Consider the following 25,032-nt stretch of genomic DNA (forward strand, 5'->3'; position numbering starts at 1 on the left):
AAAACGCCCGATGAGGTCCATCGGGCGTCTCTGGCCGGCTTGAACAGGCCGGCTCTGTGTCCCTCATAGGTGTCAACCTATGGCAGGACGGGTCAGGCAGCAGCTGCAAATTGACTGCCCCCTGTTCAGGTGTCAGGGCCTTCTGGGCAGAAAGAATTCATCGAAGAGCGCGAGCACGCCGGGGAAGTCGCGAGCGAAGTTGGGACGGCTCACGAAGTAGGCCTCACAGGCTACCGCGAAGAATTCGCTGATCGACGTGGCGCCATAGGCGTCGAGCCACGGCGGCTCGGTGCCGAAGCGCTCAGCCTTGATGGTCTGCTCGCGGAAGTCGTCGTAGGCGGACTGCAGCACGGCGAGCCAGGCTTTGCGGGCCGCGCGCGCGTTGCGCTGGCCCGCAAAGCCGGGCGGCAGCGGCGGGCAGCCGTTGGCGTCGCCGCTGCGCATGTCGATCTTGTGGGCGAACTCGTGGATCACGACGTTGTAGCCGCGCTCACTGGTGACGCTGCTCGCCAGCACGTCGTCCCAGCTCAGCATGACGGGGCCACGCTCCATCGCTTCGCCAGCCACGACTTCGCCGTACTCGTGCACCACTTGGGCTTCATCAACCACTTTGCGCCGCGCTACTACCTCGGAGCGGTGCACGACGATGCCGACGAAATCGTCGTACCAGTTCAGCCCGCCCTTGAGGTGCAGCACCGGCAGCACGGCCTGGGCCGCGATGGCCAGCGCCACTTCGTTGGTGATGGTGAAGCCCTTGGCGCCGTGGAATTCCTTGTCGCGCAGGAACTCGGCCGTCAGCGTGCGAAGGCGTTGCCGGTCGGCGTCCGGCAGTGCGCCCAGGAAGGCGTAGCGCCTGAGCGCGGCCTGCCAGGCGGCTTCAGGAATCGGGGGCAGGGCGCGCAGGCGGCGCAGCCACTTGAACATTGCTGGCGGCGCGGCTAGCGCAGATCAACGCGCTGCGCGCCGGCAGTGGAGAGGCACAGCAACTGCGCGCGCGGCGGATGCGCGGCAGCATCCCAGTCGCTCAGCACGACGCGGCGCAGGCCGTTGCCCATGTCGTGATCGGCGGGGCGATGCGTGTGGCCGTGCACCAGCGTGGGGGCGTTTGCCTGTTGCAGCCACTCGCGTGCCGCTGCGGTGTCGACATCGGCCCAGACGGTCGACGGATTGCGCTTGCGGTCTTCGCTCTGCACACGCATGGAGCGCGCGAGCGCGCGGCGCTCTTCCAGCGGCCTTGCGAGGAACGCGGCCTGCCACTCGGGCGTGCGAACCTGCGCGCGGAACTTGAGGTACTCGGTGTCTTCCAGGCAGAGGATGTCGCCGTGGCTCAGCAGCCAGCGCTGACCGTGCAGCACGAGCACCGTCGGGTCGTCGAGCAGCGTGAGGCCGCACTGCGTCGCAAACGCCGGGCCGACGAGGAAGTCACGGTTGCCGTGCATGAAGAACACCGGCAGCCGCTGCGCGGTGCGGCGCAGCAAGTCGGCGCACTGAGCCTCGAAGCCGGGGAGGGTGGCCGAATCGTCGCCGACCCACACCTCGAACAGATCGCCGAGGATGATCAGTGCGTCGGCAGGCGTGGTCTGCAGATAGCCCTGCCAAGCCTCGAAGGTGGCGGGCTCGCCGGCCTGCAGGTGCAGGTCGGAAATCAGGTCGACGGTGCGCCACGCGGGTGGCGCCACCAGCTCGGTAAAAGCCGGGTTCGCCACAGTCGTCATGCCGCGTCGCGCCTGTTCGTCATTCAGCGGTGACAACGGCCTTTTCGATCACGACGTCTTCGAGCGGCACGTCGTCATGAAAGCCCTTGCGGCCCGTCTTCACGGCCTTGATCTTGTCGACCACGTCGGTGCCGTTGATGACCTTGCCGAACACGGCATAGCCCCAGCCCTGGGCCGAAGGTGCGGTGTGGTTCAGGAAGCCGTTGTCGGACACGTTGATGAAGAACTGCGCGGTGGCCGAGTGGGGCGCGCTGGTGCGGGCCATTGCCACGGTGTAGTTGTCGTTCTTCAGGCCGTTGTTGGCTTCGTTCTGGATCTCGGCGTCGGTGGGCTTTTGCTTCATGCCGGGCTCGAAACCGCCGCCTTGCACCATGAAGCCGGGGATCACGCGGTGGAACACCGTGTTGTCGTAGTGACCCTTCTTCACGTACGAGACAAAGTTCTCGACCGACTTCGGCGCCTTGGCGGCGTCGAGTTCGAGCGTGATCACGCCGTAGTTCTTGATGTGCAGTTCGACTTGGGGGTTGCTCATGAGGGCTCCTGCTTGAGAAAAGGGGGAAAGGGATTACTTCGCCAGCAGCGTGGCGGACTTGATGGTGACGGCTTCGAGCGGCACGTTCTGCATGCCGCCCTTGTTGCCGGTGGCCACCGTGCGGATCTTGTCGACCACGTCGGTGCCGGCAACGACTTTGCCGAACACGGTGTAGCCGTAGCCGTCGGGGTTGGGCGCGTTGAGCGAGTCGTTGTTCTTCACGTTGATGAAGAACTGCGAGGTCGCGGAATTCGGATTGCCGGTGCGGGCCATGGCGATCGTGTACTTGTCGTTCTTCAGGCCGTTGCTCGCTTCCAGAGGAATGGGCGCACGCGTGGGCTTTTGCTGCAGGTCGGCCGTGAAGCCGCCGCCCTGGATCATGAAGCCGTCGATCACGCGGTGGAACACCGTGCCGTCGTAGTGCTTGTCCTTGACGTACTGCAGGAAGTTCTCGACCGACTTGGGCGCCTTGGCTGCATCGAGCTCGACCACGATGTCGCCGGCCGAGGTGGCGAGCTTGACGCGCGGTGCCGCGGCCGTTTGTGCATAGCCCGTGGCGGCGAACGTGAGTGCGGCGGCCAGAACGAGGGCGCTGCGGCGGCTGAAACGGGAGAGGGTGTGAGTCGTCAAACGGGGCTCCATGTGCGGATGAAGGGACGGGGCTGCGCGGCAGGCACCCTGGGGCGCCCGTGCCGGCAGCGATTACTTGCTGGTGCGGCCGACCGGCTTGCGGATGACCACCGGCGGCGCGGGCAGGGCGGCCGCTTCGGCTTCGGCCTTCGAGCTGAAGATCTGGCGGATCAGCGCGAGCTTGGGCGCGACGCTGGCGTTGGTGCTGGCGAACTGCTGCGCGCGCACGTATTCCTGTGCCGCGAGGCGGGCGTACACGTCGCCGAGGTTCTCGTGCGCCGTGGCGTAGTTCGGGTTGAGCTTGAGGGCTTGCTCGAGGGCGTTGCGCGCCTGGTCGAACTTGCTTTGCGAAGCGTACAGCGCGGCCAGGTTGTTGTAGGGCTCGGACAGCTCGGGGAAATCTTGCGTGAGCTGCGTGAAGGCGGTGATGGCCTCGGCCTGCTTGTTCTGCTCGGTGAGGATCACGCCGCGCAGGAAGCGCATCTGCGGGTCGCGCGGCTTGCCGGCGATGTAGGTGTCGGCCTTGGCGAGCGCTTCGTTCGACTTGCCCTGGCGCAGCAGCGCGTTCACGTCGTCGTATTCGTTGGCGTGCACGGCGGAGCCCCACAGGCTGAACAGCAGTGCGAAGGCAATGGAGAGTCTGGAGAATGCGGCGTGCTTCATGAAGCCTCGGCGGAAATGGGGGGAGATGCAGGCTTGCGGGCTTGGGGAACACCCGAACGCTGCGCGGTGGCAGCCGTTTATACTTGGTTTCATTGTAGCCGAGGGGCCATGTCCAACCCCTCGCGACCACAGTCCCCGTCACCCCTGAAAAACACCGTCGTTCGCCCGTGCCGTACGTGCGCGAAGCGACGCTTTCCGAATCTCATGAGTCTGCGCATCTACAACACGCTGTCGCGTGAATTGGAGGAATTCTCCCCATTGCAACCGGGACAGGTGCGCATGTACGTTTGCGGCATGACGGTCTACGATTTCTGCCACATCGGCCACGCCCGCATGATGATGGCGTTCGACGTGGTGCAGCGCTGGCTGCGCGCCAGCGACTACGCCGTGACCTACGTGCGCAACATCACCGACATCGACGACAAGATCATTGCCCGCTCCGTGCAGCGTGGCATCACCATCCGCGAGCTGACCGACGAGGTGATCGCGGCCATGCACGAGGACATCGGTGCGCTCGGCATCGAGCCACCCACCATCGAGCCGCGCGCCACCGAATACGTGCCGCAGATGCTCGGCATCATCGAGAAGCTGGAGCAAAAAGGTCTGGCCTACCGCTCGGACAACGGCGACGTCAACTACGCGGTGCGCAAGTTCCCGGGCTACGGCAAGCTGTCGGGCAAGTCGCTCGACGAGCTGCATGCGGGCGAGCGCGTTGCCGTGCTCGACGGCAAGCAGGATCCGCTCGACTTCGTGCTCTGGAAGGCCGCAAAGCCGACCGAACCCGCCGACGCCAAGTGGGAAAGTGCTTACGGCACAGGCCGGCCGGGCTGGCACATCGAGTGCTCGGCCATGAGCTGCGCCACCCTGGGCGAGACCTTCGACATCCACGGCGGCGGGGCGGACCTCCAATTCCCGCACCACGAGAACGAAATCGCCCAGAGCGAAGGCGCCAACGGCAAACCGCTGTCGCGCTTCTGGGTGCACAACGGCTTCGTGCGCGTGGACAACGAGAAGATGTCCAAGAGCCTGGGCAACTTCTTCACCATCCGCGAAGTGCTGCAGAAGTACGACGCCGAGAGCCTGCGCTTCTTCCTGGTGCGCACGCATTACCGCAGCGCGCTCAACTACAGCGACGCGCACCTCGACGACGCGCGCAATTCGCTCAAGCGCCTGTACACCGCGCTCGACCTGGTTGCCCCGGCCGACGTGGCCATCGACTGGGCCGATCCCCATGCGGCGCGCTTCAAGGCCGCCATGGACGAGGACTTCGGCACGCCCGAAGCCATCGCCGTGCTGTTCGAGTTGGCCGGCGAGGTCAACCGCACAAAGTCCGCCGAGACCGCCGGCTTGCTGAAGGCGCTGGCCGGCTCGCTGGGGCTGCTGCAGGGCGACCCGCGGGCCTTCCTGCAGGCCGGCAGCACGCTGGACGATGCTGCCATCCAGGCCCGTATCGCGGAGCGCGCCGCCGCCAAGGCCGCGAAGAACTTCGCCGAAGCCGATCGCATTCGCCAGGAACTCCTCGAGCAGGGCATCGTGCTCAAGGATTCGCCCGCGGGCACGACCTGGGCGGCTGCGCAGTGAACGGAACGACGAACCCCATGCCCGCCAGCAAGAAGACCAGCGTTCAGATCTACACGCCGGACTATTGGGAAGAGGCATGCAAGCACCTCTCGCGGAAAGACCGCGTCATGAAGCGGCTGATTCCGAAGTTCGGCGACGCGTGTCTCGAATCGCGCGGTGATGCGTTCACCACGCTCGCTCGCAGCGTCGTGGGCCAGCAGATCTCGGTGAAGGCCGCGCAGTCGGTCTGGGACAAGTTTGCCGCGCTGCCGCGCAAGCTGACGCCGGCCAACGTGCTCAAGCTCAAGGTCGACGACATGCGCGGGGCGGGGCTGTCGGCGCGCAAGATCGAGTACCTGGTCGACCTGGCCCTGCATTTCGATTCGGGCATGGTCCACGTCGATGCGTGGAAGGACATGTCGGACGAGCTCATCATCGAAGAACTCGTGGCCATTCGCGGCATCGGCCGCTGGACGGCCGAGATGTTCCTCATCTTTCACCTGATGCGCCCGAACGTGCTGCCTGTAGACGACCTGGGGCTGCTCAACGGCATCAGCGTCAATTATTTTTCGGGCGATCCGGTCAGCCGAAGCGATGCCCGCGACGTCGCCGTGGCCTGGGCACCATATTGCAGCGTGGCGACTTGGTATATTTGGCGATCGCTGGACCCGGTTCCAGTCGCGTACTGAACAACAGGAGAAGACGTTGGCGAAACGAACCTTCCTCGACTTCGAGCAGCCCATTGCTGAACTCGAAACAAAGATCGAAGAATTGCGCTATGTGCAGACCGAATCCGCGGTCGACATCTCTGAAGAAATCGATCAGCTCGGCAAGAAAAGCCAGCAGCTCACCAAGGACATCTACAGCGACCTGACGCCCTGGCAGATCACCAAGATTGCGCGGCATCCGGAGCGCCCCTACACGCTCGACTACGTCAATGAAATCTTCACCGATTTCGTCGAACTGCACGGCGACCGGCATTTCTCGGACGACCTGTCGATCGTGGGTGGCCTAGCGCGCTTCAACGGCGTGCCCTGCATGGTGCTCGGCCACCAGAAGGGCCGCGACACGAAGGAGCGCACCGCGCGCAACTTCGGCATGAGCAAGCCCGAGGGCTACCGCAAGGCCTTGCGCCTGATGAAGACGGCCGAGAAATTCAAGCTGCCGGTGTTCACCTTCGTGGACACCCCCGGCGCGTACCCCGGCATCGACGCCGAAGAGCGCGGCCAATCGGAAGCCATTGGCCGCAACATCTTCGAGATGGCGCAGCTCGAGGTGCCGATCATCGTCACCATCATCGGCGAAGGCGGCTCCGGCGGCGCGCTGGCCATCTCGGTCGGCGACCAGCTGCTGATGCTGCAGTACTCGATCTATTCCGTGATCAGCCCCGAAGGCTGCGCTTCCATCCTGTGGAAGACCAGCGAAAAGGCGCAGGAAGCGGCCGATGCGCTGGGCATTACCGCGCACCGCCTCAAGGCGCTGGGCCTGGTCGACAAGATCGTGAACGAGCCCGTTGGCGGTGCGCATCGCGACCATCGCCAGATGGCTGCGTTTCTCAAGCGCGCGCTCAATGATGCCTTCCGCCAGGTCAGCGACCTGAAGCCGAAGGAGCTGCTGGAGCGCCGCTACGAGCGCCTGCAGAGCTACGGCCGCTTCAACGACACCAAGGCCGACACCGGCAGATAACGCGCAGGCGCTGTCATGAACTCCGCTTTCGAACGCGCCGTTGCCGCGTTCGAGCCGGCGCATTGGCCGCTGGCGGTGGGGTTCAGCGGTGGTGCTGATTCAACCGCCTTGCTGGCCGCCTGCGCGGCGCGCTGGCCGGGGCAGGTGCTTGCCTTTCATGTGCATCACGGGCTGCAGGCTGCGGCCGACGGCTTCGAGCAGCATTGCCGTGTAGTGTGCGAGCGCATGGCCGTGCCGCTGGTTGTTCATCGCGTCGACGCCCGGCATGCGCCGGGCGATAGTCCTGAAGACGCGGCCCGCCGTGCTCGCTATGGGGCGTTTGCCGAGATGGCGAGCGCTAATGGGGCGAGGGCGGCTATCAAATCCATAGCGCTGGGGCACCATGCCGACGACCAAGTCGAAACCCTGCTGCTGGCGCTGTCTCGCGGTGCGGGGCTGCCGGGGCTGGCGGCCATGCCAGTGCATGCGCAACGCCACGGGCTCGACATCTACCGGCCGCTGCTCGCGGTTGCCGGCGCCGATATCCGTGAATGGCTGGCCGGCCGCGATCTGCCGTGGATCGAAGACCCGACCAACGGCGACGCGCGCTACACCCGCAACAAAATCCGCTCCGTGCTGCTGCCCGCGCTGGAGCAGGCATTTCCGCAGTTCCGCGCCACCTTTGCGCGAAGCGCCGGCCACGCCGCGCAGGCGCAGCAGTTGTTGAGCGAGCTGGCGGCGCAAGACCTGGACGCCGTAGGCGACCCGCCGCGCATGGCGACGCTGCAGACGCTGTCGCGCGCCCGCCAGGCCAACGTGCTGCGCCACTGGCTGATGCAGTCGCACGGCTGCGCCCCCAGCGCCGCGCAGCTCGACCAGCTGCTGGACCAGGTCCGCGCCTGCACCACGCGGGGCCACCGCATCCACCTCAAGGTGGCCGCCGGTTTCGTCCAGCGGCAGGGCGATTTCCTGCATTGGTACAATGCTCCGCCCTCGCCAAAGACTTTGCTCTGACAGCTTGCAGGGCGCCGCCTTTCAAGCGGCCCTTTCCTTTTCTCTGATTTCACCCATGGCATTGATCGTTCACAAATACGGCGGTACGTCGATGGGCTCGACCGAGCGCATCAAGAATGTCGCCAAGCGCGTCGCCAAGTGGGCGCGCGCAGGCCACCAGATGATCGTGGTTCCGAGTGCCATGAGCGGCGAGACCAACCGCCTGCTCGGCCTGGCCAAGGAACTGGCGCCCAGCAAACCCGGCGTGGCCCACAACCGCGAGCTCGACATGCTGGCCTCGACCGGCGAGCAGGCGTCGTCGGCGCTGCTGGCCATTGCGCTGCAGGCCGAGGGCGTCGAGTCCGTGAGCTATGCGGGCTGGCAGGTGTCGGTTCGCACCGACAACTCGTACACCAAGGCCCGCATCGAAAGCATCGACGACGAGCGCGTGATGGCCGACCTGAACGCCGGCAAGGTGGTGGTCATTACCGGCTTCCAGGGCGTGGACGACGACGGCAACATCACCACGCTGGGCCGCGGCGGCAGCGACACCTCGGCCGTGGCCATCGCCGCGGCCATGAAGGCGCACGAATGCCTGATCTATACCGACGTCGACGGTGTCTACACGACCGACCCGCGCGTCGAGCCCGATGCGCGCCGCCTGACGACCGTGAGCTTCGAAGAGATGCTCGAAATGGCGAGCCTGGGCTCCAAGGTGCTGCAAATCCGCTCGGTGGAATTCGCCGGCAAGTACAAGGTGCCGCTGCGTGTGCTTTCGAGCTTCACGCCGTGGGACATCGACATCAATGAAGAGGCCAAGTCCGGCACGCTGATCACTTTCGAGGAAGACGAAAACATGGAACAAGCCGTCGTATCCGGCATCGCATTCAACCGCGACGAAGCCAAGATCTCGGTGCTCGGCGTGCCCGACAAGCCCGGCATCGCGTATCACATCCTCGGTGCTGTGGCAGACGCCAACATCGAAGTCGACGTGATCATCCAGAACCTCAGCAAGGACGGCAAGACCGACTTCAGCTTCACCGTGCATCGCAACGAGTACGCGAAGACGATCGACCTGCTGCAGTCGAAGGTCATGCCCTCGCTGGGCGCGACCGAAATCGTCGGCGACACGAAGATCTGCAAGGTCAGCATCGTCGGCATCGGCATGCGCAGCCACGTGGGCGTGGCGAGCAAGATGTTCCGCGTGCTGAGCGAAGAGGGCATCAACATCCAGATGATCTCGACCAGCGAAATCAAGACCTCGGTCGTGATCGACGAAAAATATATGGAACTGGCCGTGCGAGCGTTGCATAAAGCGTTCGATCTCGACCAACCGAGCGCCTAAGTGATGGCATAATCTCGGCTTCTTTCAGGAACTGTGACCGAGTGGCCGAAGGTGCTCCCCTGCTAAGGGAGTATGGGGTGTAGAGCCTCATCGAGGGTTCGAATCCCTCCGGTTCCGCCAAGACAAGAGCCCCTGTAGTTGTGAGACTACAGGGGCTTTTTTCTGTCCGAGCCCATGGCAGAAAAGAACTTTGGCACTAAGCCTTGCTGCGCAGAGCCGCCCCTCCGACCAGGAGCGCCACCAGGCTGGCGGCCGCGGCGAACATCACGTACCAGGCAGGGGCGAGCGGGCTCCCGGTCCGGGCGATCAGCGCCGTGGCAATGAATGGCGCGAAGCCGCCGAAGATCGTGACAGCAAAGTTGTACGCAATCGAAAGCCCCGTGGACCTCACCTGCGGTGGATAGAGCTCGGCCATGGCGGCGGGAGCGGGGCCGGTGAACCCGGCGATCAGCACGGCAAATACGACCAGCACAGCCGTCAAGGTCGCGGCACTCGGAAAGGCCGTGAGCAGCCAGAGCGCCGGATAGGCAAGCACGAGGATTGCCGCAGCGAACCCGACCAGCAGCGGCCGGCGTCCGATCCGGTCCGAGAGCCCACCGAAAACCGGCGCCAGCACGACCAGCACCAGGAGCCCGGCGCCATTTGCCCACAGCGATGCGCTCTGCGGCAACTTCAGCGTGCGCACGGCGTACGTCGGCATGTAGACCAGGAAGAAATACGTGCACACCGTCCACACGATGGTGACGCCGAACCCGGCGACGATTTCCTTGCGGTACGAGCCCATCACCTGCCTCAGCGGGGACGCCTGTTGGTTGGCGGCCTTGGCCCGCTCGAAGGTTGCGGGCTCCCGCGTCTTGGCGCGGATGTACCAGCCCACCGGGCCGATGACCAGGCCGAACAGGAATGGAATCCGCCAGCCCCACGCTTCCAGTTGCTGGGGGCTCAGAACCCCCGTCAGCGTCGCGCCAAAGAGCGAACCGAGCAGGAGTGCACCGGCTTGGCTCGCCTGCTGCCAGCTTGCGAAGTAGCCCTTGCGATCTTTCGGCGCGTGCTCGACGAGAAACGCCGTCGCCCCTCCAACCTCGCCGCCGGCGGAGAAGCCCTGGATCAGCCTCGCCAGCACGATCCACGCGGGCGCCCAGAGGCCCGCATCGGCGTACGTCGGCGCTAGGCCGATCATTGCCGTTCCAAGCGCCATCAGCAGGATCGTTGTCGACAACGCGGCTTTGCGCCCATGTGTGTCGCCGAGCGCGCCAAGAATCACAGCACCGATCGGCCGCATCACGAAGCCCACGCCGAAGGTCGCCACGGTCAGCAGCAGTGAAGAGGTTTCGTCGCCCGTGGGGAAGAACAGTTTGGAAATAGTGATCGCGAAGAAACCGTAGACGGCAAAGTCGAACCACTCGAGCGTGTTGCCGATGACCGCCGCGGGAATCATCCGGCGCGTTGCATCGTGGGGCTCGTTGGAGGCAAGGGTGCCGAAGGCGCTGGTGGCATCAGCCACCGTGGCTGCGTCGAGGTTTTTCATGCTGTCTTGAGAGAGGGGGCGGGTGAGACATCGGCTTCGGCGAGTGCCCATGCGCCGGCCGATTGCATGAAGCGATCGGCCGCCTGCAGCTGGGCTGCGGAGATCCATTCGTCCGGCTGATGGGCCTGCGCGATGGAGCCGGGGCCGCATACCACCGTTGAAATGCCGACCTGCTGGAAGAAGCCCGCTTCGGTGCCGAACGGCAGCTCCGCCTCCGGCCAGAGCGCGCCGAGTTCGCGCGCGACCGAGACTGCCGCGTCGTTGTCGCGTGCCGACAGCGCCGGCACGCCCGCTACCTGCACCGCCTCGACCGTGACGCCAAGGGGAAGGTCCATCAGCGCATCCCGGACCGTATCGCGCACGAGTTCCGCAGCCGCTTCGTCTTGCGGACGAAACTCCCACAAGACCTCGCAGCACCCCGGCACGATGTTGATGGCGGTGCCCCCGTCGATCCGGCCGATGTTGATGGTGGCCTCGCCACCCCGGCTGGCAAAGCTGCGCCGCAGCCCGGCCAGGCAGGTGACCAGGTAGGCGGCGGGCTCGATCGCGCTGGCGCCGAGCGACGGGTCGCTCGAATGCGCGGGAAGCCCGCTGAAGAGCGCCCTATGCCCGAAGAAACCCCGGTGCCTGACGCCGATCCGCATCTCGGTCGGCTCGCCGATGATGGCCAGCGCGGGGGCTTCCACTTGCGTCTTCAAGCGGTTCACTAGCTCCGGAACGCCGAGACACCCGATCTCTTCGTCATAAGAGAAAGCAAGGTGGATCGGACGGCCCAGGGGGCGCCGCTGCCAGGCTGGCACGGCCGACAGGCAGGCGGCGATGAAGCCCTTCATGTCCGCCGCGCCGCGGCCGTGGAAGCGGCCGTCGCGTTCGACCAGCGTGAAGGGATTGGCGCTCCAGTTCTGGTCGGTCACGGGCACGACGTCGCTGTGCCCGGAGAGCACCATGCCGCCCGCCATGTCGGGGCCGATGCTGGCGAGCAGGTTCGCCTTCCGCTTGTCCTCGCTGTGCACGAGGTGCACCTTCACCCGGTGTCCCGCGAGGTAGTCGGCGATCCAGTGGATCAGGTCGAGGTTCGAGCGATGCGAGGTCGTATCGAATGCCACCAGGGTTCTGAGGATCTCGATGGTGGTCATGCGACACGCTCGGCCAGGGCATTGCTGGCGCTGTTGTTGCCGTTGTTCGCGCTTCTGCTGGAGTTGCCGCCGCCGAGCCGCTCCTGCACGAGCTGCATGGCCGCGGATTGGGTCGGTGTGCCGGTGCGCCCGGCGAGTTCGAAGATCCGGTGCAGGGTGGCGCCGATGGCTTTCACCTGAGAATCCACTTTTGTGGAATTGAAACCCTCGTGCTCCGACGCCACGCGGATCAGGCCGCCCGCGTTGATCACGAAGTCCGGCGCGTACAGGATTTCCTTGTCGCGCAGCTGCCTGCCATGTTCGTCGCCGGCCAGCTGGTTGTTGGCGCCGCCGGCGATCACCCGGAACTTCATCTGCGGCAGGGTTCGATCGTTCACGACGGCGCCCATCGCGCAAGGAGAAAACACGTCGGCTTGAACGGCATAGATCTCGTCGGGCTCGACCGCCTGCGCATCGAACTCGGCGCAGGCCTTGCGCGCGAGCGCCGCATCGACGTCGGATACCGTGAGGCGTGCCCCCGCGCCGGCGAGCAACCGGCACAGGTTCCAGCCGACGTTGCCCAGGCCTTGCACTGCCACGGTCAGCCCACGCAGGTCGCGATCCAGCCGATGCGCGACGCTGGCCACGATGCCGTGATAAACGCCCAGTGCCGTGGTCGGCGAAGGATCTCCGGTGCCGCCCAGTTCTTCCGGCAACCCGACCACGTGCCGGGTGTTCTGTCGCACCCAGGCGAAGTCGGCGACAGTGGTGCCCACGTCTTCGGCGGTGATGTATCGGCCCCCCAGGCGGTTGACCGCCACGCCCATCGCCCGCAGCAGTTCGGGCGTCTTGCTCTTGCGCGGGTCGCCGAGGATCACCGACTTTCCTCCACCCAGGCCGAGTCCCGCGGCCGCGGCCTTGAAAGTCATTCCACGCGACAGGCGAAGCACGTCGCGCAGGGCGGAAGCTTCGTCGGCGTAGGGATACATGCGGCATCCGCCCAGGGCCGGCCCGAGCCGGGTGCTGTGAATGGCGATGATGGCCCGAAGCCCGACCCGATCGTCGGATACGAAGACCACCTGTTCATGGTCCGCAAAAGACTCGGTAGAGAAGACGGTCATTTATTTATCTGTTTTTTGAGTTTCGATGTGAACGAATGCGGACGCGGCCTGCTCCAGGGCCGCTGCCGCATCAATGCCCGGGAGTGCAGGCTAGAAACAGCAGCAAGCGGTGTAGATATAGCGATAGCTCTACTGGAGGAACGTCGAGCACCGCATCGGTGAGCGACAGAACTTCAGGGCTTGCTTGGCGGAATGATTGCGTCATGTGATGGCCTCGCTGTTGGGCACAGCATGACATCGGGAGACGCGGTGATATTGGTGAAAATTTGGCGCCGCAAGATCAGGCGCGGGACGGCTGCAATGCGGGCGCTGTCGTGATCAATCCCATCTCGCTGAACAGCCTTTGGTACTCGTTCAGCGCGAGATCCTGCAGCGACTGGTGATGCTCGGGGTCGATTGTTATTTCGCCGCCGGAAAATTCGAATTTTGCCGAACCTATCCAATCTTCATATTGAAGTTTGATTGGCGATGCCGGACGCTCCGGATCGGAGGCTTCGATCGTCGAATGAATATCCGGTATTCCCGGCTCGCCTTGGGGGATCAGGCAAGTCCAGACAAGGCCATGGCGTTCAACAGCAGGAAACATCGTGATCCTGAAGCATTCCACCGTCTTGAGTGCAAGCTTCTCCGGGGCCTTGCGGCATTGCCCATCGGACCCGTAGCGCAGGCCGTGGTAGGCGCAGACCAGTTCGTCGTCTTCGATGCGCCCCGTGCTCAATGGCAGTCCGCGGTGCGGGCACATGTCCCGGCCAATGCGAATGCCATCCGGCATGCGATAGATGGCCAACCGCAGATTCAGCAAGATCACCTGCCTAGGCTTTGCCGGCACCTCGTCGACGCGTGAGACCGGAAACCATTGCCTGGCCAGAACCGGCCAGTCTTGCTCGGAGGACGTGCAGTTCGGAGGCAAAAAACCCTCGGGCAGAGGGCGCGAGGGGGGCGGTTCAACGGGCGGCATGGCTCGCTCGTCTTATTTGACCAGGCCGATCCGGATCCTCCGGTTGTGCTGCCCCTTGTTCTCGATCTTCAGGATGCGCAACGGTGCCGATTGCGAAGTCTTCGAAAGATGCGTTCCACCGCAGGCCTGCCGGTCGAGTCCCACGATCTCGATGATGCGCGTGGTGCCGTCGTCCTGGCTCGGTGGTGCTACGGACCGGCTGCGTAGCACCCCAGGTTCGCGCGAGAGTCCGGCGGCGTCGAGGTACACCGCATTCACCTGCAGCCCGTCGGAGATGAGGGTGTTGAGCTCGGGCTCGAGCTTGCGCAACTCGTTGTTGTCGGCCGCGGGCAAGTCGAAGTCGATGCGGGCCGTGCCGTCGGCCGCCATTTGCACGCCCGTTACCAGCGAGCCCTCGAAGCGCTGATAGACGAGCGCATTGAGGATGTGCAGGCCCGTGTGCAATTGGCTCATCATGAAGCGGAAATCCTGATCCACTTTGGCGACGACCTTGTCGCCGGGAATGGAGGCGGTTTCAGCTTCGTCGAAGACGTGCCACGCATTGCGACCCTCCGTTTCGACCCGGCCGATCTTGATTTCGCCACCATTCCATTGCAGCGTGCCGCGATCCGCCAATTGCCCGCCACCGCCCGGATAGAAGAAAGACCGGTCGAGAAGAACCGCATTCGGGCGGCGCGCTATGACATTGGCTTCGAATTGAAAGCAATCGGGTTCGATATGGCAGAGATAAGGAGACATGAATTCCTCGGTTGGCGAAACGCTTATGAAAATCGTCGTGCGGTAACGATGCCGATCAGAATGATCACGGCCCCCGCAAACTCGGTGGCGCTCAGATATTCGTGGAACAGATAGGCGCCGAGCACGGTTGCAATGACAGGCTGTATCAGCAGGGTGATTGAAGAAAGCGCGGCCGGGAGCTTGGCCAGCGCATAGGCAATGAGGCCCTGGCCTCCGACATGCGACACGACAGCCAAGGCCAGCAGCATCAGCATTCCGTTGATCGTGTGCGGAACAAGCGACTCACCGCGCAGGATCGTGATGGGCAGGAGAATGATCAACGTACCGACGCTGCTCCACGCCATGACGGTCATCGTTCGATAGTTCGAGCGTACGAGGCTGACTGCCAGAAGATACGAGCCATAAAAAACTGCGGTCAAAAGGCCTAACAGATTTCCTGCCATGTAGGTCGAACCAAAATCCAGCCGATGCCCGATCAGGATGAATGCGCCGGCCAGCGCAAACAGCATTCCGAACAGAAAGCCGGGCTTGAATTTCTTCCCCAGAAACAGGTTGGACCCAAGCACCACGAAGATCGGCGCAAGGTTGGCAAGAAGATTGGAATTGGCCAGCGTGGTCAGCGTCATCGACCAGTGATAAAGCGCCAGATTTCCAGAAAAAATGAATCCGACAAGAATTAGCTTAATCGGAATGGCCGGCATTTTTTCAGTGGGCGAGCCGGTCGTGCGCACGGGCTCGGCTCTTGCCGCAAGCATGTCGAGCAGAAAGAAAATCGGAATTGCCAGCGCAACCCGATAGACCGCGCTCGCAGTCGGAGGCAATTCGCTGTGGCGAAGAAAAACGCCGCCCAGCGCCAACGCCGCCGCGCCAAGCAGAAGCGCAACGAAAGAAAAGAAGTTTTTGCTTTTTGAAGCAACAGGTAGGGCAATAGTCGTCATATTTCGTTCCGGCACGACCGGGTCTCCATCGGTCGTGCCAGCCAGTTTGTTTTTTAAAGCATCAAAAGGGCAAGGCAAAAAGCTATCGCTATTCAAATCCCTCGATCACCATGAGCTGCATATCGGCTGCAGCATCCTTTCGCAATTCCTTTGCAAAAGTGTATTCCGGCGATTCGTAGAATTTTCTCGCCGCATCGGCAGATTTGAATTCGACAAGAACCACGCGCCGATCATCCAGAGCGCCTTCCAAATGCATGCGCTCGCCTCCCCGCGTCAGAAACCTGCCTCCGAACTTTTCTATGATCCCGGGCGTGAGTTGCTTGTATTGGTTGTATTGATCCGGGTCCACAATGGACATCCGGCCAATCAGATAGGCGACCATATGACAACCAGGCTTGGCGCCGCCGTTATACGTAAGCCACTTTTCTTTGCTCCGCGGCGACACCGGATTGCAGCAATGCCGCATCCAGAACGTCCCAGAGGCCGGTCAGCGAATCGAGAAAATCGTCCGCGCCTTCGATGACCAAGTGGGCGTATTCGGTTTTCAAGGCGAGTTCGACCGCGGTGCGGGCGTTTTGCTCGTGGTGCTGCTCGGCGCCGACTTCGCCCCAGTGCTCCAGCAGGTAGTGCATTTCAGGCACTTCGAGGTCGGCGTTGTAGATGCCGCTGTCCACCAGGCAATACTTTTCGCCCGGAATCAATTGCTGGTTGGAGATCATTTCCAGCGCCAGCGTGGTGCCGAGATTCCGGTAGGTGTTTTCGATGTCCGTCATCTTGCGGTGATCGAAGACGCCGATGGCCTTGCGGACTTGCGCGGTCAACCCGGTGTCCATGTCGTAGCCGGGCAGGGAGCCGAGCAACTGGTTGGAAAAGTCCTTGAGCTTCGCTTCGACCTTCTCCTGGTTGTAGAGGTCTGCAAACACGGGCTTTTCGGCCGACTGGTTGACGATGTATCCCGCCATCGTCGCCAGTTCAGGACCGTGGCCAGATTCGCTCTCGACGATTTCTTCCAGCAGCTCGCTCTGCCTGTGCAGCCCGTGCTCCTTGAGCGCATCCGGAAAACTCCATCCAGGACGCGTGGACGCGCAGAAGCTCTGGATCTGGTGGAAAAGGGCTCCCACAACAGGAGGCTCCGGTTCAATCTTGACCCAATTCTTGAAAATCGGGTGGGAATAGCAACGATGACTTTTAACTCTCTCAACCAGATCGGAAATGGTAACGCTCATTTCGTGCTCCTAATTACAGTTGGTTAAAAAATGCCGTGAAAATTCAATTATTTACTGGCCATCAACATTCGCCCTCCAGGGTGATCAAGTATTTCAACCCGCACATTGGAAAAGCCCGCGCGGAACAATTTTTCAGTCCATTCATCTTCACTGAGAAGCTTTCTGGACATGAAATGATTGTGCAAATGATTGAATGCCGCGGCGAACGGCTTTTCCCAGCTGGATTGAGCAACAGGAATCGCATCGACGATGATCAGCGTGCCCTTGATTGCATTGGCGCAGCAGGCACGCAGCAACGAGTCGAGCGTTTCTTCTTCGGCAGGAAGAAGATCGTGCATGACAAATCCTGCGTGGATGATGTCCGCGTCCCTGATGAGAGAGGCATCTTCCGTGAGGATCTGGATGGGGGCAGTCACGAACTGGAGCCTGTCGCTCATTCCTGCTTCACTGGCTGCGCGAATGGCCTGTTCGGTGGCCGACGCGCTCAGATCAATTCCAACGCCTTTTGAGCCCGGAATTTTCCTGAGCATGCGGATCAGGAATCCTCCGGAGCCTGATCCAAGATCTACGATTTTCTTTGGTGCCATCGCTACGATGGCGTTTTCCGGCTGCGGATAGAAGGATTTTTCGCCCATCCATTTCGATGTGCGGGCGACCAGACCACCGCTGCGTGGGTATTTGAGTTGCGCCTCTTCGTTGTTTTCCGAAAACTCTTTCGCGTTGTTGATCAAGGGGGCGCAAGCGCGGAGCGCCCAGGAAAGATATCCGACTTCATTGATCAATTCGTCGAAATTGCTGCCGGCCTTGTAGGTGGCGGGTGCTTTTTCATCCAACACCTCGATGATTCCGGCCTTGCTCAGGGAGTCGAGGTAGGCGGAAATTACCGATTCCTTGATTCCGCAGGATCGGGACGCCGTTGCAGCGTCCACGACCGGCGATTTCTGGAGAAATTCAATGATTCCGTACTCTGCACCTATTTCCAGCAGGATTGCGGAGCCTGCGAGGGAGGAACCAGTAATGCCGCGATCAACATTTTGCATGGGTCACCTGTGGGTTAAACACTATTGAAAACGAACTGATTACTTTGCGCTGGTCGAAACCATTTAGTTGCACGATAGTCAGCGCGGAGAAACCCGTATTGGTAAAAATTGCGGCCGGAAGCAATCGCGCCAAAAAGACGAATCCGAATTCCGCGCGAGCCGAGCGGAAACAAGAAGCGGAGGAAAGAAGGCCCTCAGCGCATGGCTCGAGGGCGGGGGGAGCGGCTTCTCAGCAGGTCCGGGCGCGGACGTACTGGAGAGGCGTCATGCCGAAGGTGCGCTTGAAATGCCTGGTGAGCGCGCTCTGGTCGTAAAAGCCGCTCGCAACGGCGGCTTCGATCAGCGGCCGGCCGGCAGTGAGGTGACTGATGGCGGCCCTGAGCCGCAACTGCGTGAGGTACGTGTGGGGCGTCAATCCGATCGTGCGGTTGAATGCGCCGATCAGCTGGAAGGGCGTCAGGTCGGCGGCCGCCGCCATCTGCTCGAGGGCCAATCGCTCTGCAAAAGAGTCGCGCAGCAGTTCCAGCACTGGCGCGAGCACGTTGGCATCTGCCGGCACCGGGAGCACGCGTTGTCCCGGCTGTGCGTGGCTCTGGAAGAGCGTTCCGAAGCTATGAACGAACAGCTCCTGCTGCCGCAGAGGGTCCCATTGATCGCTGTTTCCGTCGTAGGCGCGATGAAGCTCCAGAAAGCTGCCGATGAGCTCCTGGTCGCAATAGATGTTCGATCCGAAGTACCGGGTCTGATCGATGCCCAGTGTCGTCATCAGATGCCTGATGCCCGGCTCGGCCAGATAGAGGGCGCGGTACCGCCACCGGGCACTGCCGCCCATGCGGCCTGAATGGGGTTCGGCCGGGTTGAAGACGAGGAGCGCCTGCTGATTGGCAATGCCCGTGCGGCCGCGGCTCTTGAATTCGGCGCCTCCAACCTCGGTGACCGCGATCACGAAGGAATGGTGCACGTGGGGCGCGTATTCATGCGTCGTGAAGTCCGCATGCAGCATGTCCATGCCCGGCATGCCGGGCACATGCCAGTAGCGCGATGTATTCAGAGGGTCCAGCTTGGCCAACGAAGCCTCCGTTTGGATCAGCGGTTGTAACGCTTTCAGCGTCCAACCGGTTGCATGGCACCTGAATGGTGAGCAAGGCTGTCTATTCCAGTGACTACGGCGCGATCTGGGGAGCGGGCGGGGCGGCGCCAGGTCGCTGTAGCTTGAGCACGCAAAGACTGTGCCATTTTGCGGTCCTGGTGTGTCGGGTGCCCGGCCCGGGAAAGAACGGATTCAGGTTCACGAATCGCGAAGAATGATTCACTATGCCTGTAGCGCGGCGAACTTCTGGAGACCTTCATGAACATGCCCCTCGAAAGTACGGCTCTGGCGTTTCAGTTTCCCCTGGCCGATGGCGTCGAGACACACAGGGTATTCAACCAGGCCAGTGCTTGCACCGGCCACAACGCGTTCACAGGCGATGTGGCTCTACGAGAGCTCGTGGAGCGTCATGCGGCCTGGAGCATTCCCGATGCAACGGCGGTCGGCGCATTGGCGGGCAATGAAGAGGTGCAGGACCTCGCACGATTGGCCAACGAACACAGCCCGCAACTGCGCACGCATGATCGGTTCGGCAATCGTCTGGACTGGGTCGAGTTTCATCCCGCCTGGCATCAACTCATGGCCCTGGGTTTCGCGCATGGCGTACCGAGCCTTGCATGGACAACCAATGAGCCGTCGGGCCACTTTGCGCGTGCGGTGCTGAGCTACCTGTGGAACCAGGTCGAGAACGGCACCGGATGCCCCACTGGCATGGCATACGCTGCCTGCGCCGGTTTTGCGGGGCGGCCGGAGTTCGCAATCTGGCGGGAGAAGACGCTCTCCGGTCGCTACGACCCGCGCCGCCTGCCGCTCCCGCAGAAAACGGGCGCCGTGATCGGCTACGCCATGACCGAGAAGCAGGGCGGCTCCGACCTGCGCCAGACGCAGACCACGGCCACCTTCGTCGGAACCGAGAACGGTGCTCGCATCTACAACGTGACGGGCCACAAGTGGTTCTTTTCGGTTCCGACTTCCGACGGCTTCTACACGCTGGCTCAAACCAATTCGGGCGTGAGTTGCCTCTTCGTTCCGCGCTTCCTGCCGGACGGCAGTGCCAATCGCGTTGCCGTGCAGCGCCTGAAGGACAAGTGCGGAAACCGCTCCAACGCATCGAGCGAGGTCGAGTTCAACAAGACCTGGGCGATGCTGGTCGGCGAAGAGGGGCGAGGCATCCGCGAGATCCTGTCGCATGCACACCTGACCCGCCTCGACTTCGCAGTGGGTTCTGCGGGCCTGATGCGCCAGGCGCTCACGCTGGCGATCAACCACGCATCGACACGCGACGGCTTCGGTCGCCGGATGGCCGACCTGCCCATGCAGACGAATGTGCTGGCGGACCTGGCGCTGGAAAGCGAAGCGGCCATGCTGTCGGCGATGCGTGTCGCACGCGCAACCGACAGCATGGAATCGAACGAACGCGAGCGGCTTCTTGCCCGCGTGGCAACGCCCGTGGTCAAGTACTGGAACTGCCAGCGTGCGACGTACTTCGTCTACGAGGCATTGCAGGTTCACGGCGGCAACGGCTTCATCATGGAGAACCCCATCGCGCGGCTGTACCGCGAGGCGCCGCTCAATTCGATCTGGGAAGGCACGACGAACATGATGTGCATGGACGTGGTGCGCGCGCTCGGCCGCGAGAAGGGCTCGCTCGAAGTCTTTCTCGATGAAGTCTCCCAGCCGGGAGTTGCCAACGCGGCGTATGCGAAGTTCATCGCCGGCCTGCGCGACGATCTTTCTGCGGGTGCAGTCGATGAGGGCAATTCGCGCGCCATCGTGACGCGCATGGCCCTTGCGCTCCAGGCGAGCGAGATGCTCAGGCACAGCGATGGCGCGGTGGCACAGCGCTTCGTCGAGTCGCGCCTGGGCGGTCAGCACGCCGGAGTGATGGGGACTCTGGCCACTGGGGCGGATCTGCGCGGAATCGTCTCTCGCGCCGATGTGTCTGAGGCGGCGCAGTCGGTATCCATCTGAAGGCTGGCCTCAAGCCGCCTGCTTCTCCCGCTGCAACGGCAGCCACAACACGAACCGCGTTCCCGTCGGTTTGGACTCCCACTGCACCACGCCTTTGATCGCCTGCGCTCGCCGCCGCTGGTTCTGCAGGCCTCGGCCCCCCGCGGACTGATTGCCCATCACCTTCTGGACGTCGAAGCCCTGGCCGTTGTCCTCGATCGTCACCTGCACGCCCGCGCCTTCAAGCGAGGTGCCCACGCGAATTTCCGTCGCGCGCGTGTGGCGCAGGATGTTCGAGATGCTTTCCTGCACGATGCGCAGGATGTGCAGCGCACTCGACGGGTCGAGCCAGTCGAGGGCCGGCAGCTCCTGCACTTCCCACCGCAGCGAAACACCGGTGCCTTCGAGCCGCGGTTCCAGCCGGTAGCGCAGCGTGGCCAGCAGCAGCAGCAGGTCGGCCTCGATCGGCTCCAGCGAGTCGAGCGTGAGCTTCAGGTCGTCCAGGCAGCTCTTGAGAATCTGCGAGACCTTGTCGTCGCTCATGCCGCCGCCTTCGACCGAGCGGATGGCGCTGATCAGCGAAGAGCCGAGGCCGTCGTGCATGTCCTGCATCAGGCGCTGGCGTTCGTCGCTGATGGTCTGCAGGCGCTCGACCTCGCGCAGCCGCCGGTGGCTGAGCTCGAGTTCGGCCTCGCGCTTCTGCAGGCGCTGCGCAAGGCTCGCATTGAGCTGCTCGACTTCGCCGATGGCGTGCATGTAGCGGCGGTACATCAGCGCGCCGAAAACGCTGAAGGTGACGGCGTTGGTGTACGCCCCCAGATACCAGCCTTCGGGGCTGATGAAGTTGTTCTGCAGCAGCCAGTCGGTCATGCCCAGCAGCACGCAGATGCCGATGCCGACCGCGACCAGCCGGCCTTCGGTGGAGCGGCGCCATGCGCTGACGCTACCCACCAGGCAGACCAGCGTGCCCATCAGCGCCGCGACAGCGTAGATCAGGGGCGTTACCTGCGGCGTGTTCTGCACGATGTTCAAGCCGGGCAGGGTGACGAGGCCGATGGTGGTGGTCGCCACGACCACGCCGACGGTCAGCCACTTGAGCTGCAGGCCGTGCAGCTGGCGCAGGAAGAAGTGCACCACCATCACCAGCCAGAAGAGCGAGTTGACGGTCAGCCACGCGAACCAGTCATTGGCGACGGGCAGGCTCACGTAGAAGTGCAGTCCCCGCATGAAGGAAGTGGCCGCGAGGTTGAAGAACAGCAGGTAGCCCGTCTCGTCGCGGCGCCTGAACCACACGAACAGCGCGAACACGCCCACGGCCATGAATGCCGCGCCGAGCATCGCGGGCAGCTCCTGCTGCAGCCACTGGCGCATGCCATGGCGCCCCCTGAGTGCGTCGATGGGGCCGATCCACAGCGACGACAGCGCCACCTGGGCGTTGCGGGTGTGCTCCAGGCGCAGGAGGATCTCGCTGGGCGGCTTGCTGTCGGCACTGTTGTCCAGCTGGACCCACAGCGGAGTGCGGGTGCTGTTCCACAACGGACCCGACTGCTGCGCGCGATGGACCAGTTGCCCGTCGGCATAGACCGCGATGGTGCCATCGGTCTTGATCCGGATGCCGTACAACGCCAGCGGCCCGGCGTCGGGCGGCAGGCCGCGCGTGGACAGCCTGATCCAGGTCGTGCGCGTCGTCCTGGTGGAGGAGGCCTCCGCCTGGCGCAGCAGCGCGATGGGAAGGGCCAGGGGCAGTTCGACCCGCTTCCAGGTGTCCGGCAGGGCGCCGCTGTCCTGCTTCAACGGCGGAGTGCTGAAGCCCGGGGCTTCATCGACCTGCCAGTCGGCGCGCGTCAGGTGCAGCAGCGAGTCGGACTGCTGCAGGCCGGCCGTCCCGCCCAGGAAGGCACCGATGGCACCCAGCAGTGCCATCGACAGGACGAGCACCACGTTGGCGAAGAAGGGTGCGGGACGGTAGTTCAAGGGGTGTTCGGATGAGTCGCGCCCAAAGCTGATGCGGCAGCGCTTATGTAACCTATTTTCTCATTCTGTAACCATGCGCGCGATGTTGCTCGCACAGGGCTTCTCGGTATGGCCCCACTGATCCAGGTCGGCCGTAGTGCATTCACGACAAATGCGGTTCAAGAGTAACTATATGTATGGTTAAATCCCCGCAACTATCGCGAAGAAGACGAGGGATTGCATGAAGCTGCTGCTGAGCATTGCGTTCGCTGCCGTGGCCCTGGCCGGTTGCGCCAGCGCACCGACTACACCCACCGAGCCCGGAACGGGCAGGGGCACTTCCTATGTGCCCATGGTCGCCATGGAGGGCGTGGACAAGGTCCGCTACGACAACGACGTGGCCGAATGCCGCACGGCATCGAACCGCATCACGGCGCGCAGCGAAACCGGCGACGCCATGTGGGGCGCGCTGGGCGTTGGCCTGATCACGGTGTACGGGCAGGGCATCGTCGCCGCGGCGTCGTACACCGGCATCACCGCCGCCGTCATCGACTGGAACGGCCGTCCCGACTCGGAGCTGATTGCCGAGCACCAGCAGATCGCCATCGTGCATTGCATGGCCAAGCGCGGCTATCGCAACCTCGACCCCAACGTGCGCGACTCGTTCTATGGCAACACCTTCGACCCCGGCGTCGTCATGAAGCCGCGCCGCACCGGCGTCGATACCTACAACGTCGAAACGCTGGCCAAGGCCAGCCGCTGCAACCTTCAGCCGCGCGCCGAACTCACGGCCAAGGGCCCCGGCTACGAAACCTACAACGTGCCTTGTGACAACGGCGGAACCTGGGCGGTGCGCTGCGAGTTCGGCAAGTGCCGCGTGCTGGCGCAGGCGTTGATCCGCCGTTCCTGAGCTTTCGATGGGCCCGCGAGGGCCCTGCCTGCTCAGCTGTCGCTCACTTGACGATCATTCCCTTGAGCGCCGGGTCCGGCGGCGGAGCCTTGAGCTTCATCTGACGCATCGTCTTCACCAGCAGCTGCGCGATCATCACGTTGCGGTGCCGCTTGCTGTTGGCTGGCACCACGTACCACGGCGCATGGTCGGTCGAGGTGGCGCCCAGCGCGTTCTGGTAGGCCTGCTGGTAGGCGCTCCACTTGGTGCGCACCTCCAGGTCGTCCATGCTGAACTTCCATTGCTTGCCGGGCGTGTCGATGCGGGCCTGCAGGCGTTCACGCTGCTCGTCCTTGTCGATGTGGAGCATGCACTTGACCACCACCGTGCCTGTCTCGGTGAGCAGGCGCTCGAAGTCGTTGATCTGCGCGTAGCGGCGCTTCGCCTCGGCCTTGTCGATCCAGCCCTCGACCACGGGCACCAGCACGTCTTCGTAGTGGCTGCGGTTCCACACCATGACCTCCCCGGTGCGCGGCACGACGGCGTGGCAGCGCCAGAGGTAGTCGCGCGCGCGTTCGTCCACGGTCGGCGCCTTGAAGGCTGATACGCGCACACCCAGCGGCGAGGTGCGCGAGAACACCCAGCGCACGGTGCCGTCCTTGCCGCTGGTGTCCATGCCTTGCAGCACCAGCAGCAGCTTGCGCCGTCCCTCGGCGTGCAGCAGGTCCTGCAGCTCGTCGAGCTCGACGGCCAGCGCATCGACTTCGGCGCGCTGAGAGGCTTCGTCGCCCTCGCAGAAGGGCGTGTCGCCGGGGTCGATGTGCGAGAGCTTGAACTTGCCGCCGACGCGGTATTTCTTGAAGCTGGCCATGAAGCGGGACTCCGTGAAGAACAACGAAGCCGACAGCGTAAGCGATCGACCCGACGGATGGTCGTCAGCGGTCGTCGTCTTCAGGGGGCAGCGAGGCGCTCCAGCGGTTGTCCCAATCGGCATGCTGGCGCACTGCGCCGTCGAGATCGCGCCGGTCGCGCTTGGTGGGGCGGCCCTGCTCGATGGCCAGCGCCGGTTCGCTGCCCATGCGGCGCAGCTCCCGGAAGGCGGCCTGCGCCGCCACGCTTTCGGCTGTTTCCTCGTAGAGCTGCTGCGCGACCGGTGCCGGTCCGCGCTGGCCGCTGAGGCCGAGCACCTTCACGGTCCGCGTCAGCGGGCCCATGCGCATGGCCACGGTGTCGCCCGCCTTGACCTCGCGCGAGGCCTTGGCGACGTCGCCGTTCACCTGCACGCGGTTCTTGCCGATTTCCTCCGCGGCCAGCGAGCGCGTCTTGAAGAAGCGGGCGGCCCAGAGCCATTTGTCGATGCGCAGACGGTCCATGGAGTGTCGG

25 protein-coding genes and 1 tRNA gene are annotated in these 25,032 nt (G+C 63.5%); 8 read left to right on the plus strand and 18 right to left on the minus strand.

Features of this window, described 5'->3' with window-relative positions:
- Positions 1–132: 132 nt before the first annotated feature.
- The 5 genes from BLV60_RS16710 to BLV60_RS16730 are packed head-to-tail and all read right to left on the minus strand — an operon-like array spanning position 133 to position 3,540.
- Positions 133–924: a M90 family metallopeptidase gene (locus BLV60_RS16710; RefSeq protein ID WP_093056401.1), complete on the minus strand. Its 792-nt coding sequence runs from the start codon at positions 922–924 to the stop codon at positions 133–135.
- 14 nt (positions 925–938) lie between these two features.
- Entirely contained in the window at positions 939–1,715 is a 777-nt protein-coding gene (locus BLV60_RS16715) for a UDP-2,3-diacylglucosamine diphosphatase (RefSeq protein ID WP_093056402.1), read from the minus strand.
- 19 nt (positions 1,716–1,734) lie between these two features.
- Positions 1,735–2,247 (minus strand): peptidylprolyl isomerase, encoded by a 513-nt coding sequence (locus BLV60_RS16720; protein WP_093056403.1) that lies wholly within the window; start codon positions 2,245–2,247, stop codon positions 1,735–1,737.
- 33 nt (positions 2,248–2,280) lie between these two features.
- Complete coding sequence (locus BLV60_RS16725; protein ID WP_093056404.1) at positions 2,281–2,889, minus strand: peptidylprolyl isomerase; 609 nt, start codon at positions 2,887–2,889, stop codon at positions 2,281–2,283.
- Between the two features lie 60 nt (positions 2,890–2,949).
- The gene (locus BLV60_RS16730) at positions 2,950–3,540 is read right to left on the minus strand and encodes a tetratricopeptide repeat protein (protein ID WP_093056405.1); all 591 of its coding nucleotides are present in this window, start codon (positions 3,538–3,540) and stop codon (positions 2,950–2,952) included.
- A 204-nt stretch (positions 3,541–3,744) separates the two neighbouring features.
- Here BLV60_RS16730 and cysS point away from each other — a divergent pair, with 204 nt between their 5' ends.
- From cysS to BLV60_RS16760, 6 genes are all read left to right on the plus strand, one after another.
- Positions 3,745–5,121, plus strand: a complete 1,377-nt coding sequence (cysS, locus tag BLV60_RS16735; protein ID WP_093056406.1) for a cysteine--tRNA ligase — start codon at positions 3,745–3,747, stop codon at positions 5,119–5,121.
- Between the two features lie 17 nt (positions 5,122–5,138).
- The gene (locus tag BLV60_RS16740) at positions 5,139–5,789 is read left to right on the plus strand and encodes a DNA-3-methyladenine glycosylase family protein (protein ID WP_093056579.1); all 651 of its coding nucleotides are present in this window, start codon (positions 5,139–5,141) and stop codon (positions 5,787–5,789) included.
- A 16-nt stretch (positions 5,790–5,805) separates the two neighbouring features.
- Positions 5,806–6,786, plus strand: a complete 981-nt coding sequence (locus tag BLV60_RS16745; RefSeq protein ID WP_093056407.1) for an acetyl-CoA carboxylase carboxyltransferase subunit alpha — start codon at positions 5,806–5,808, stop codon at positions 6,784–6,786.
- Positions 6,787–6,801: 15 nt separating this feature from the next.
- A complete protein-coding gene (gene tilS / locus BLV60_RS16750) occupies positions 6,802–7,779 on the plus strand; it encodes a tRNA lysidine(34) synthetase TilS (protein WP_093056408.1) in 978 nt (325 codons plus the stop codon).
- 55 nt (positions 7,780–7,834) lie between these two features.
- Entirely contained in the window at positions 7,835–9,103 is a 1,269-nt protein-coding gene (locus tag BLV60_RS16755; RefSeq protein ID WP_093056409.1) for an aspartate kinase, read from the plus strand.
- 27 nt (positions 9,104–9,130) lie between these two features.
- A tRNA-Ser gene (locus BLV60_RS16760) sits at positions 9,131–9,223 on the plus strand.
- A gap of 76 nt (positions 9,224–9,299) precedes the next feature.
- Here the strand turns inward: BLV60_RS16760 and BLV60_RS16765 are convergent.
- From BLV60_RS16765 to BLV60_RS16810, 10 genes are all read right to left on the minus strand, one after another.
- A complete protein-coding gene (locus BLV60_RS16765; RefSeq protein ID WP_093056410.1) occupies positions 9,300–10,631 on the minus strand; it encodes an MFS transporter in 1,332 nt (443 codons plus the stop codon).
- Positions 10,628–11,767 carry an acetylornithine deacetylase gene (gene argE, locus BLV60_RS16770; protein WP_093056411.1) on the minus strand — a complete coding sequence of 380 codons (1,140 nt, stop codon included), beginning with the start codon at positions 11,765–11,767 and terminating at the stop codon, positions 10,628–10,630. The genes BLV60_RS16765 and argE overlap by 4 nt, the downstream gene beginning before the upstream one ends.
- Complete coding sequence (locus tag BLV60_RS16775) at positions 11,764–12,867, minus strand: Leu/Phe/Val dehydrogenase (RefSeq protein WP_093056412.1); 1,104 nt, start codon at positions 12,865–12,867, stop codon at positions 11,764–11,766. Before BLV60_RS16775 ends, argE begins: the two co-directional genes overlap by 4 nt.
- Before the next feature lie 280 nt (positions 12,868–13,147).
- The gene (locus tag BLV60_RS16780) at positions 13,148–13,825 is read right to left on the minus strand and encodes a Rieske 2Fe-2S domain-containing protein (protein ID WP_093056413.1); all 678 of its coding nucleotides are present in this window, start codon (positions 13,823–13,825) and stop codon (positions 13,148–13,150) included.
- 12 nt (positions 13,826–13,837) lie between these two features.
- Entirely contained in the window at positions 13,838–14,563 is a 726-nt protein-coding gene (locus BLV60_RS16785; RefSeq protein WP_093056414.1) for an alanyl-tRNA editing protein, read from the minus strand.
- 23 nt (positions 14,564–14,586) lie between these two features.
- Positions 14,587–15,501, minus strand: a complete 915-nt coding sequence (locus BLV60_RS16790) for a DMT family transporter (protein ID WP_093056415.1) — start codon at positions 15,499–15,501, stop codon at positions 14,587–14,589.
- An 88-nt stretch (positions 15,502–15,589) separates the two neighbouring features.
- Entirely contained in the window at positions 15,590–15,883 is a 294-nt protein-coding gene (locus BLV60_RS16795) for a DUF1330 domain-containing protein (protein ID WP_093056416.1), read from the minus strand.
- Positions 15,884–15,908: 25 nt separating this feature from the next.
- Positions 15,909–16,727: a hypothetical protein gene (locus tag BLV60_RS16800; RefSeq protein ID WP_093056417.1), complete on the minus strand. Its 819-nt coding sequence runs from the start codon at positions 16,725–16,727 to the stop codon at positions 15,909–15,911.
- A gap of 47 nt (positions 16,728–16,774) precedes the next feature.
- A complete protein-coding gene (locus BLV60_RS16805; RefSeq protein ID WP_093056418.1) occupies positions 16,775–17,767 on the minus strand; it encodes a class I SAM-dependent methyltransferase in 993 nt (330 codons plus the stop codon).
- Positions 17,768–17,996: 229 nt separating this feature from the next.
- On the minus strand, positions 17,997–18,836 hold the full coding sequence (locus BLV60_RS16810; RefSeq protein WP_093056419.1) for an AraC family transcriptional regulator: 840 nt from the start codon (positions 18,834–18,836) through the stop codon (positions 17,997–17,999).
- 279 nt (positions 18,837–19,115) lie between these two features.
- On the opposite strand from BLV60_RS16810, the gene BLV60_RS16815 reads away from it, so the two are divergent.
- Complete coding sequence (locus tag BLV60_RS16815) at positions 19,116–20,828, plus strand: acyl-CoA dehydrogenase family protein (RefSeq protein ID WP_371127377.1); 1,713 nt, start codon at positions 19,116–19,118, stop codon at positions 20,826–20,828.
- 9 nt (positions 20,829–20,837) lie between these two features.
- Here the strand turns inward: BLV60_RS16815 and BLV60_RS16820 are convergent, their stop codons facing one another.
- Positions 20,838–22,781 (minus strand): sensor histidine kinase, encoded by a 1,944-nt coding sequence (locus tag BLV60_RS16820; RefSeq protein WP_176928816.1) that lies wholly within the window; start codon positions 22,779–22,781, stop codon positions 20,838–20,840.
- Positions 22,782–23,001: 220 nt separating this feature from the next.
- Between BLV60_RS16820 and BLV60_RS16825 the strand changes: the two genes are divergently transcribed.
- Positions 23,002–23,670 (plus strand): hypothetical protein, encoded by a 669-nt coding sequence (locus tag BLV60_RS16825; protein WP_093056421.1) that lies wholly within the window; start codon positions 23,002–23,004, stop codon positions 23,668–23,670.
- Positions 23,671–23,713: 43 nt separating this feature from the next.
- On the opposite strand, the gene BLV60_RS16830 is transcribed toward BLV60_RS16825, so the two are convergent.
- Positions 23,714–24,520 carry a PPK2 family polyphosphate kinase gene (locus tag BLV60_RS16830; protein WP_093056581.1) on the minus strand — a complete coding sequence of 269 codons (807 nt, stop codon included), beginning with the start codon at positions 24,518–24,520 and terminating at the stop codon, positions 23,714–23,716.
- Between the two features lie 64 nt (positions 24,521–24,584).
- The gene (locus tag BLV60_RS16835) at positions 24,585–25,022 is read right to left on the minus strand and encodes an RNA-binding S4 domain-containing protein (RefSeq protein ID WP_093056422.1); all 438 of its coding nucleotides are present in this window, start codon (positions 25,020–25,022) and stop codon (positions 24,585–24,587) included.
- Positions 25,023–25,032: the final 10 nt, after the last annotated feature.

It is taken from the genome of Variovorax sp. YR634, from assembly GCF_900106655.1.
Taxonomy (GTDB): domain Bacteria; phylum Pseudomonadota; class Gammaproteobacteria; order Burkholderiales; family Burkholderiaceae_C; genus Variovorax.

Excerpts from the sequence above, each read along its gene's own strand:
- BLV60_RS16710 (WP_093056401.1), bottom strand. The coding sequence starts at position 924 with ATGTTCAAGTGGCTGCGCCGCCTGCGCGCCCTGCCCCCGATTCCTGAA.
- BLV60_RS16715 (WP_093056402.1), bottom strand. The coding sequence starts at position 1,715 with ATGACGACTGTGGCGAACCCGGCTTTTACCGAGCTGGTGGCGCCACCC.
- BLV60_RS16720 (WP_093056403.1), bottom strand. The coding sequence starts at position 2,247 with ATGAGCAACCCCCAAGTCGAACTGCACATCAAGAACTACGGCGTGATC.
- BLV60_RS16725 (WP_093056404.1), bottom strand. The coding sequence starts at position 2,889 with ATGGAGCCCCGTTTGACGACTCACACCCTCTCCCGTTTCAGCCGCCGC.
- BLV60_RS16730 (WP_093056405.1), bottom strand. The coding sequence starts at position 3,540 with ATGAAGCACGCCGCATTCTCCAGACTCTCCATTGCCTTCGCACTGCTG.
- cysS (WP_093056406.1), top strand. The coding sequence starts at position 3,745 with ATGAGTCTGCGCATCTACAACACGCTGTCGCGTGAATTGGAGGAATTC.
- BLV60_RS16740 (WP_093056579.1), top strand. The coding sequence starts at position 5,139 with ATGCCCGCCAGCAAGAAGACCAGCGTTCAGATCTACACGCCGGACTAT.
- tilS (WP_093056408.1), top strand. The coding sequence starts at position 6,802 with ATGAACTCCGCTTTCGAACGCGCCGTTGCCGCGTTCGAGCCGGCGCAT.
- BLV60_RS16755 (WP_093056409.1), top strand. The coding sequence starts at position 7,835 with ATGGCATTGATCGTTCACAAATACGGCGGTACGTCGATGGGCTCGACC.
- BLV60_RS16765 (WP_093056410.1), bottom strand. The coding sequence starts at position 10,631 with ATGAAAAACCTCGACGCAGCCACGGTGGCTGATGCCACCAGCGCCTTC.
- argE (WP_093056411.1), bottom strand. The coding sequence starts at position 11,767 with ATGACCACCATCGAGATCCTCAGAACCCTGGTGGCATTCGATACGACC.
- BLV60_RS16775 (WP_093056412.1), bottom strand. The coding sequence starts at position 12,867 with ATGACCGTCTTCTCTACCGAGTCTTTTGCGGACCATGAACAGGTGGTC.
- BLV60_RS16780 (WP_093056413.1), bottom strand. The coding sequence starts at position 13,825 with ATGCCGCCCGTTGAACCGCCCCCCTCGCGCCCTCTGCCCGAGGGTTTT.
- BLV60_RS16785 (WP_093056414.1), bottom strand. The coding sequence starts at position 14,563 with ATGTCTCCTTATCTCTGCCATATCGAACCCGATTGCTTTCAATTCGAA.
- BLV60_RS16790 (WP_093056415.1), bottom strand. The coding sequence starts at position 15,501 with ATGACGACTATTGCCCTACCTGTTGCTTCAAAAAGCAAAAACTTCTTT.
- BLV60_RS16795 (WP_093056416.1), bottom strand. The coding sequence starts at position 15,883 with ATGGTCGCCTATCTGATTGGCCGGATGTCCATTGTGGACCCGGATCAA.
- BLV60_RS16800 (WP_093056417.1), bottom strand. The coding sequence starts at position 16,727 with ATGAGCGTTACCATTTCCGATCTGGTTGAGAGAGTTAAAAGTCATCGT.
- BLV60_RS16805 (WP_093056418.1), bottom strand. The coding sequence starts at position 17,767 with ATGCAAAATGTTGATCGCGGCATTACTGGTTCCTCCCTCGCAGGCTCC.
- BLV60_RS16815 (WP_371127377.1), top strand. The coding sequence starts at position 19,116 with ATGAACATGCCCCTCGAAAGTACGGCTCTGGCGTTTCAGTTTCCCCTG.
- BLV60_RS16825 (WP_093056421.1), top strand. The coding sequence starts at position 23,002 with ATGAAGCTGCTGCTGAGCATTGCGTTCGCTGCCGTGGCCCTGGCCGGT.
- BLV60_RS16830 (WP_093056581.1), bottom strand. The coding sequence starts at position 24,520 with ATGGCCAGCTTCAAGAAATACCGCGTCGGCGGCAAGTTCAAGCTCTCG.
- BLV60_RS16835 (WP_093056422.1), bottom strand. The coding sequence starts at position 25,022 with ATGGACCGTCTGCGCATCGACAAATGGCTCTGGGCCGCCCGCTTCTTC.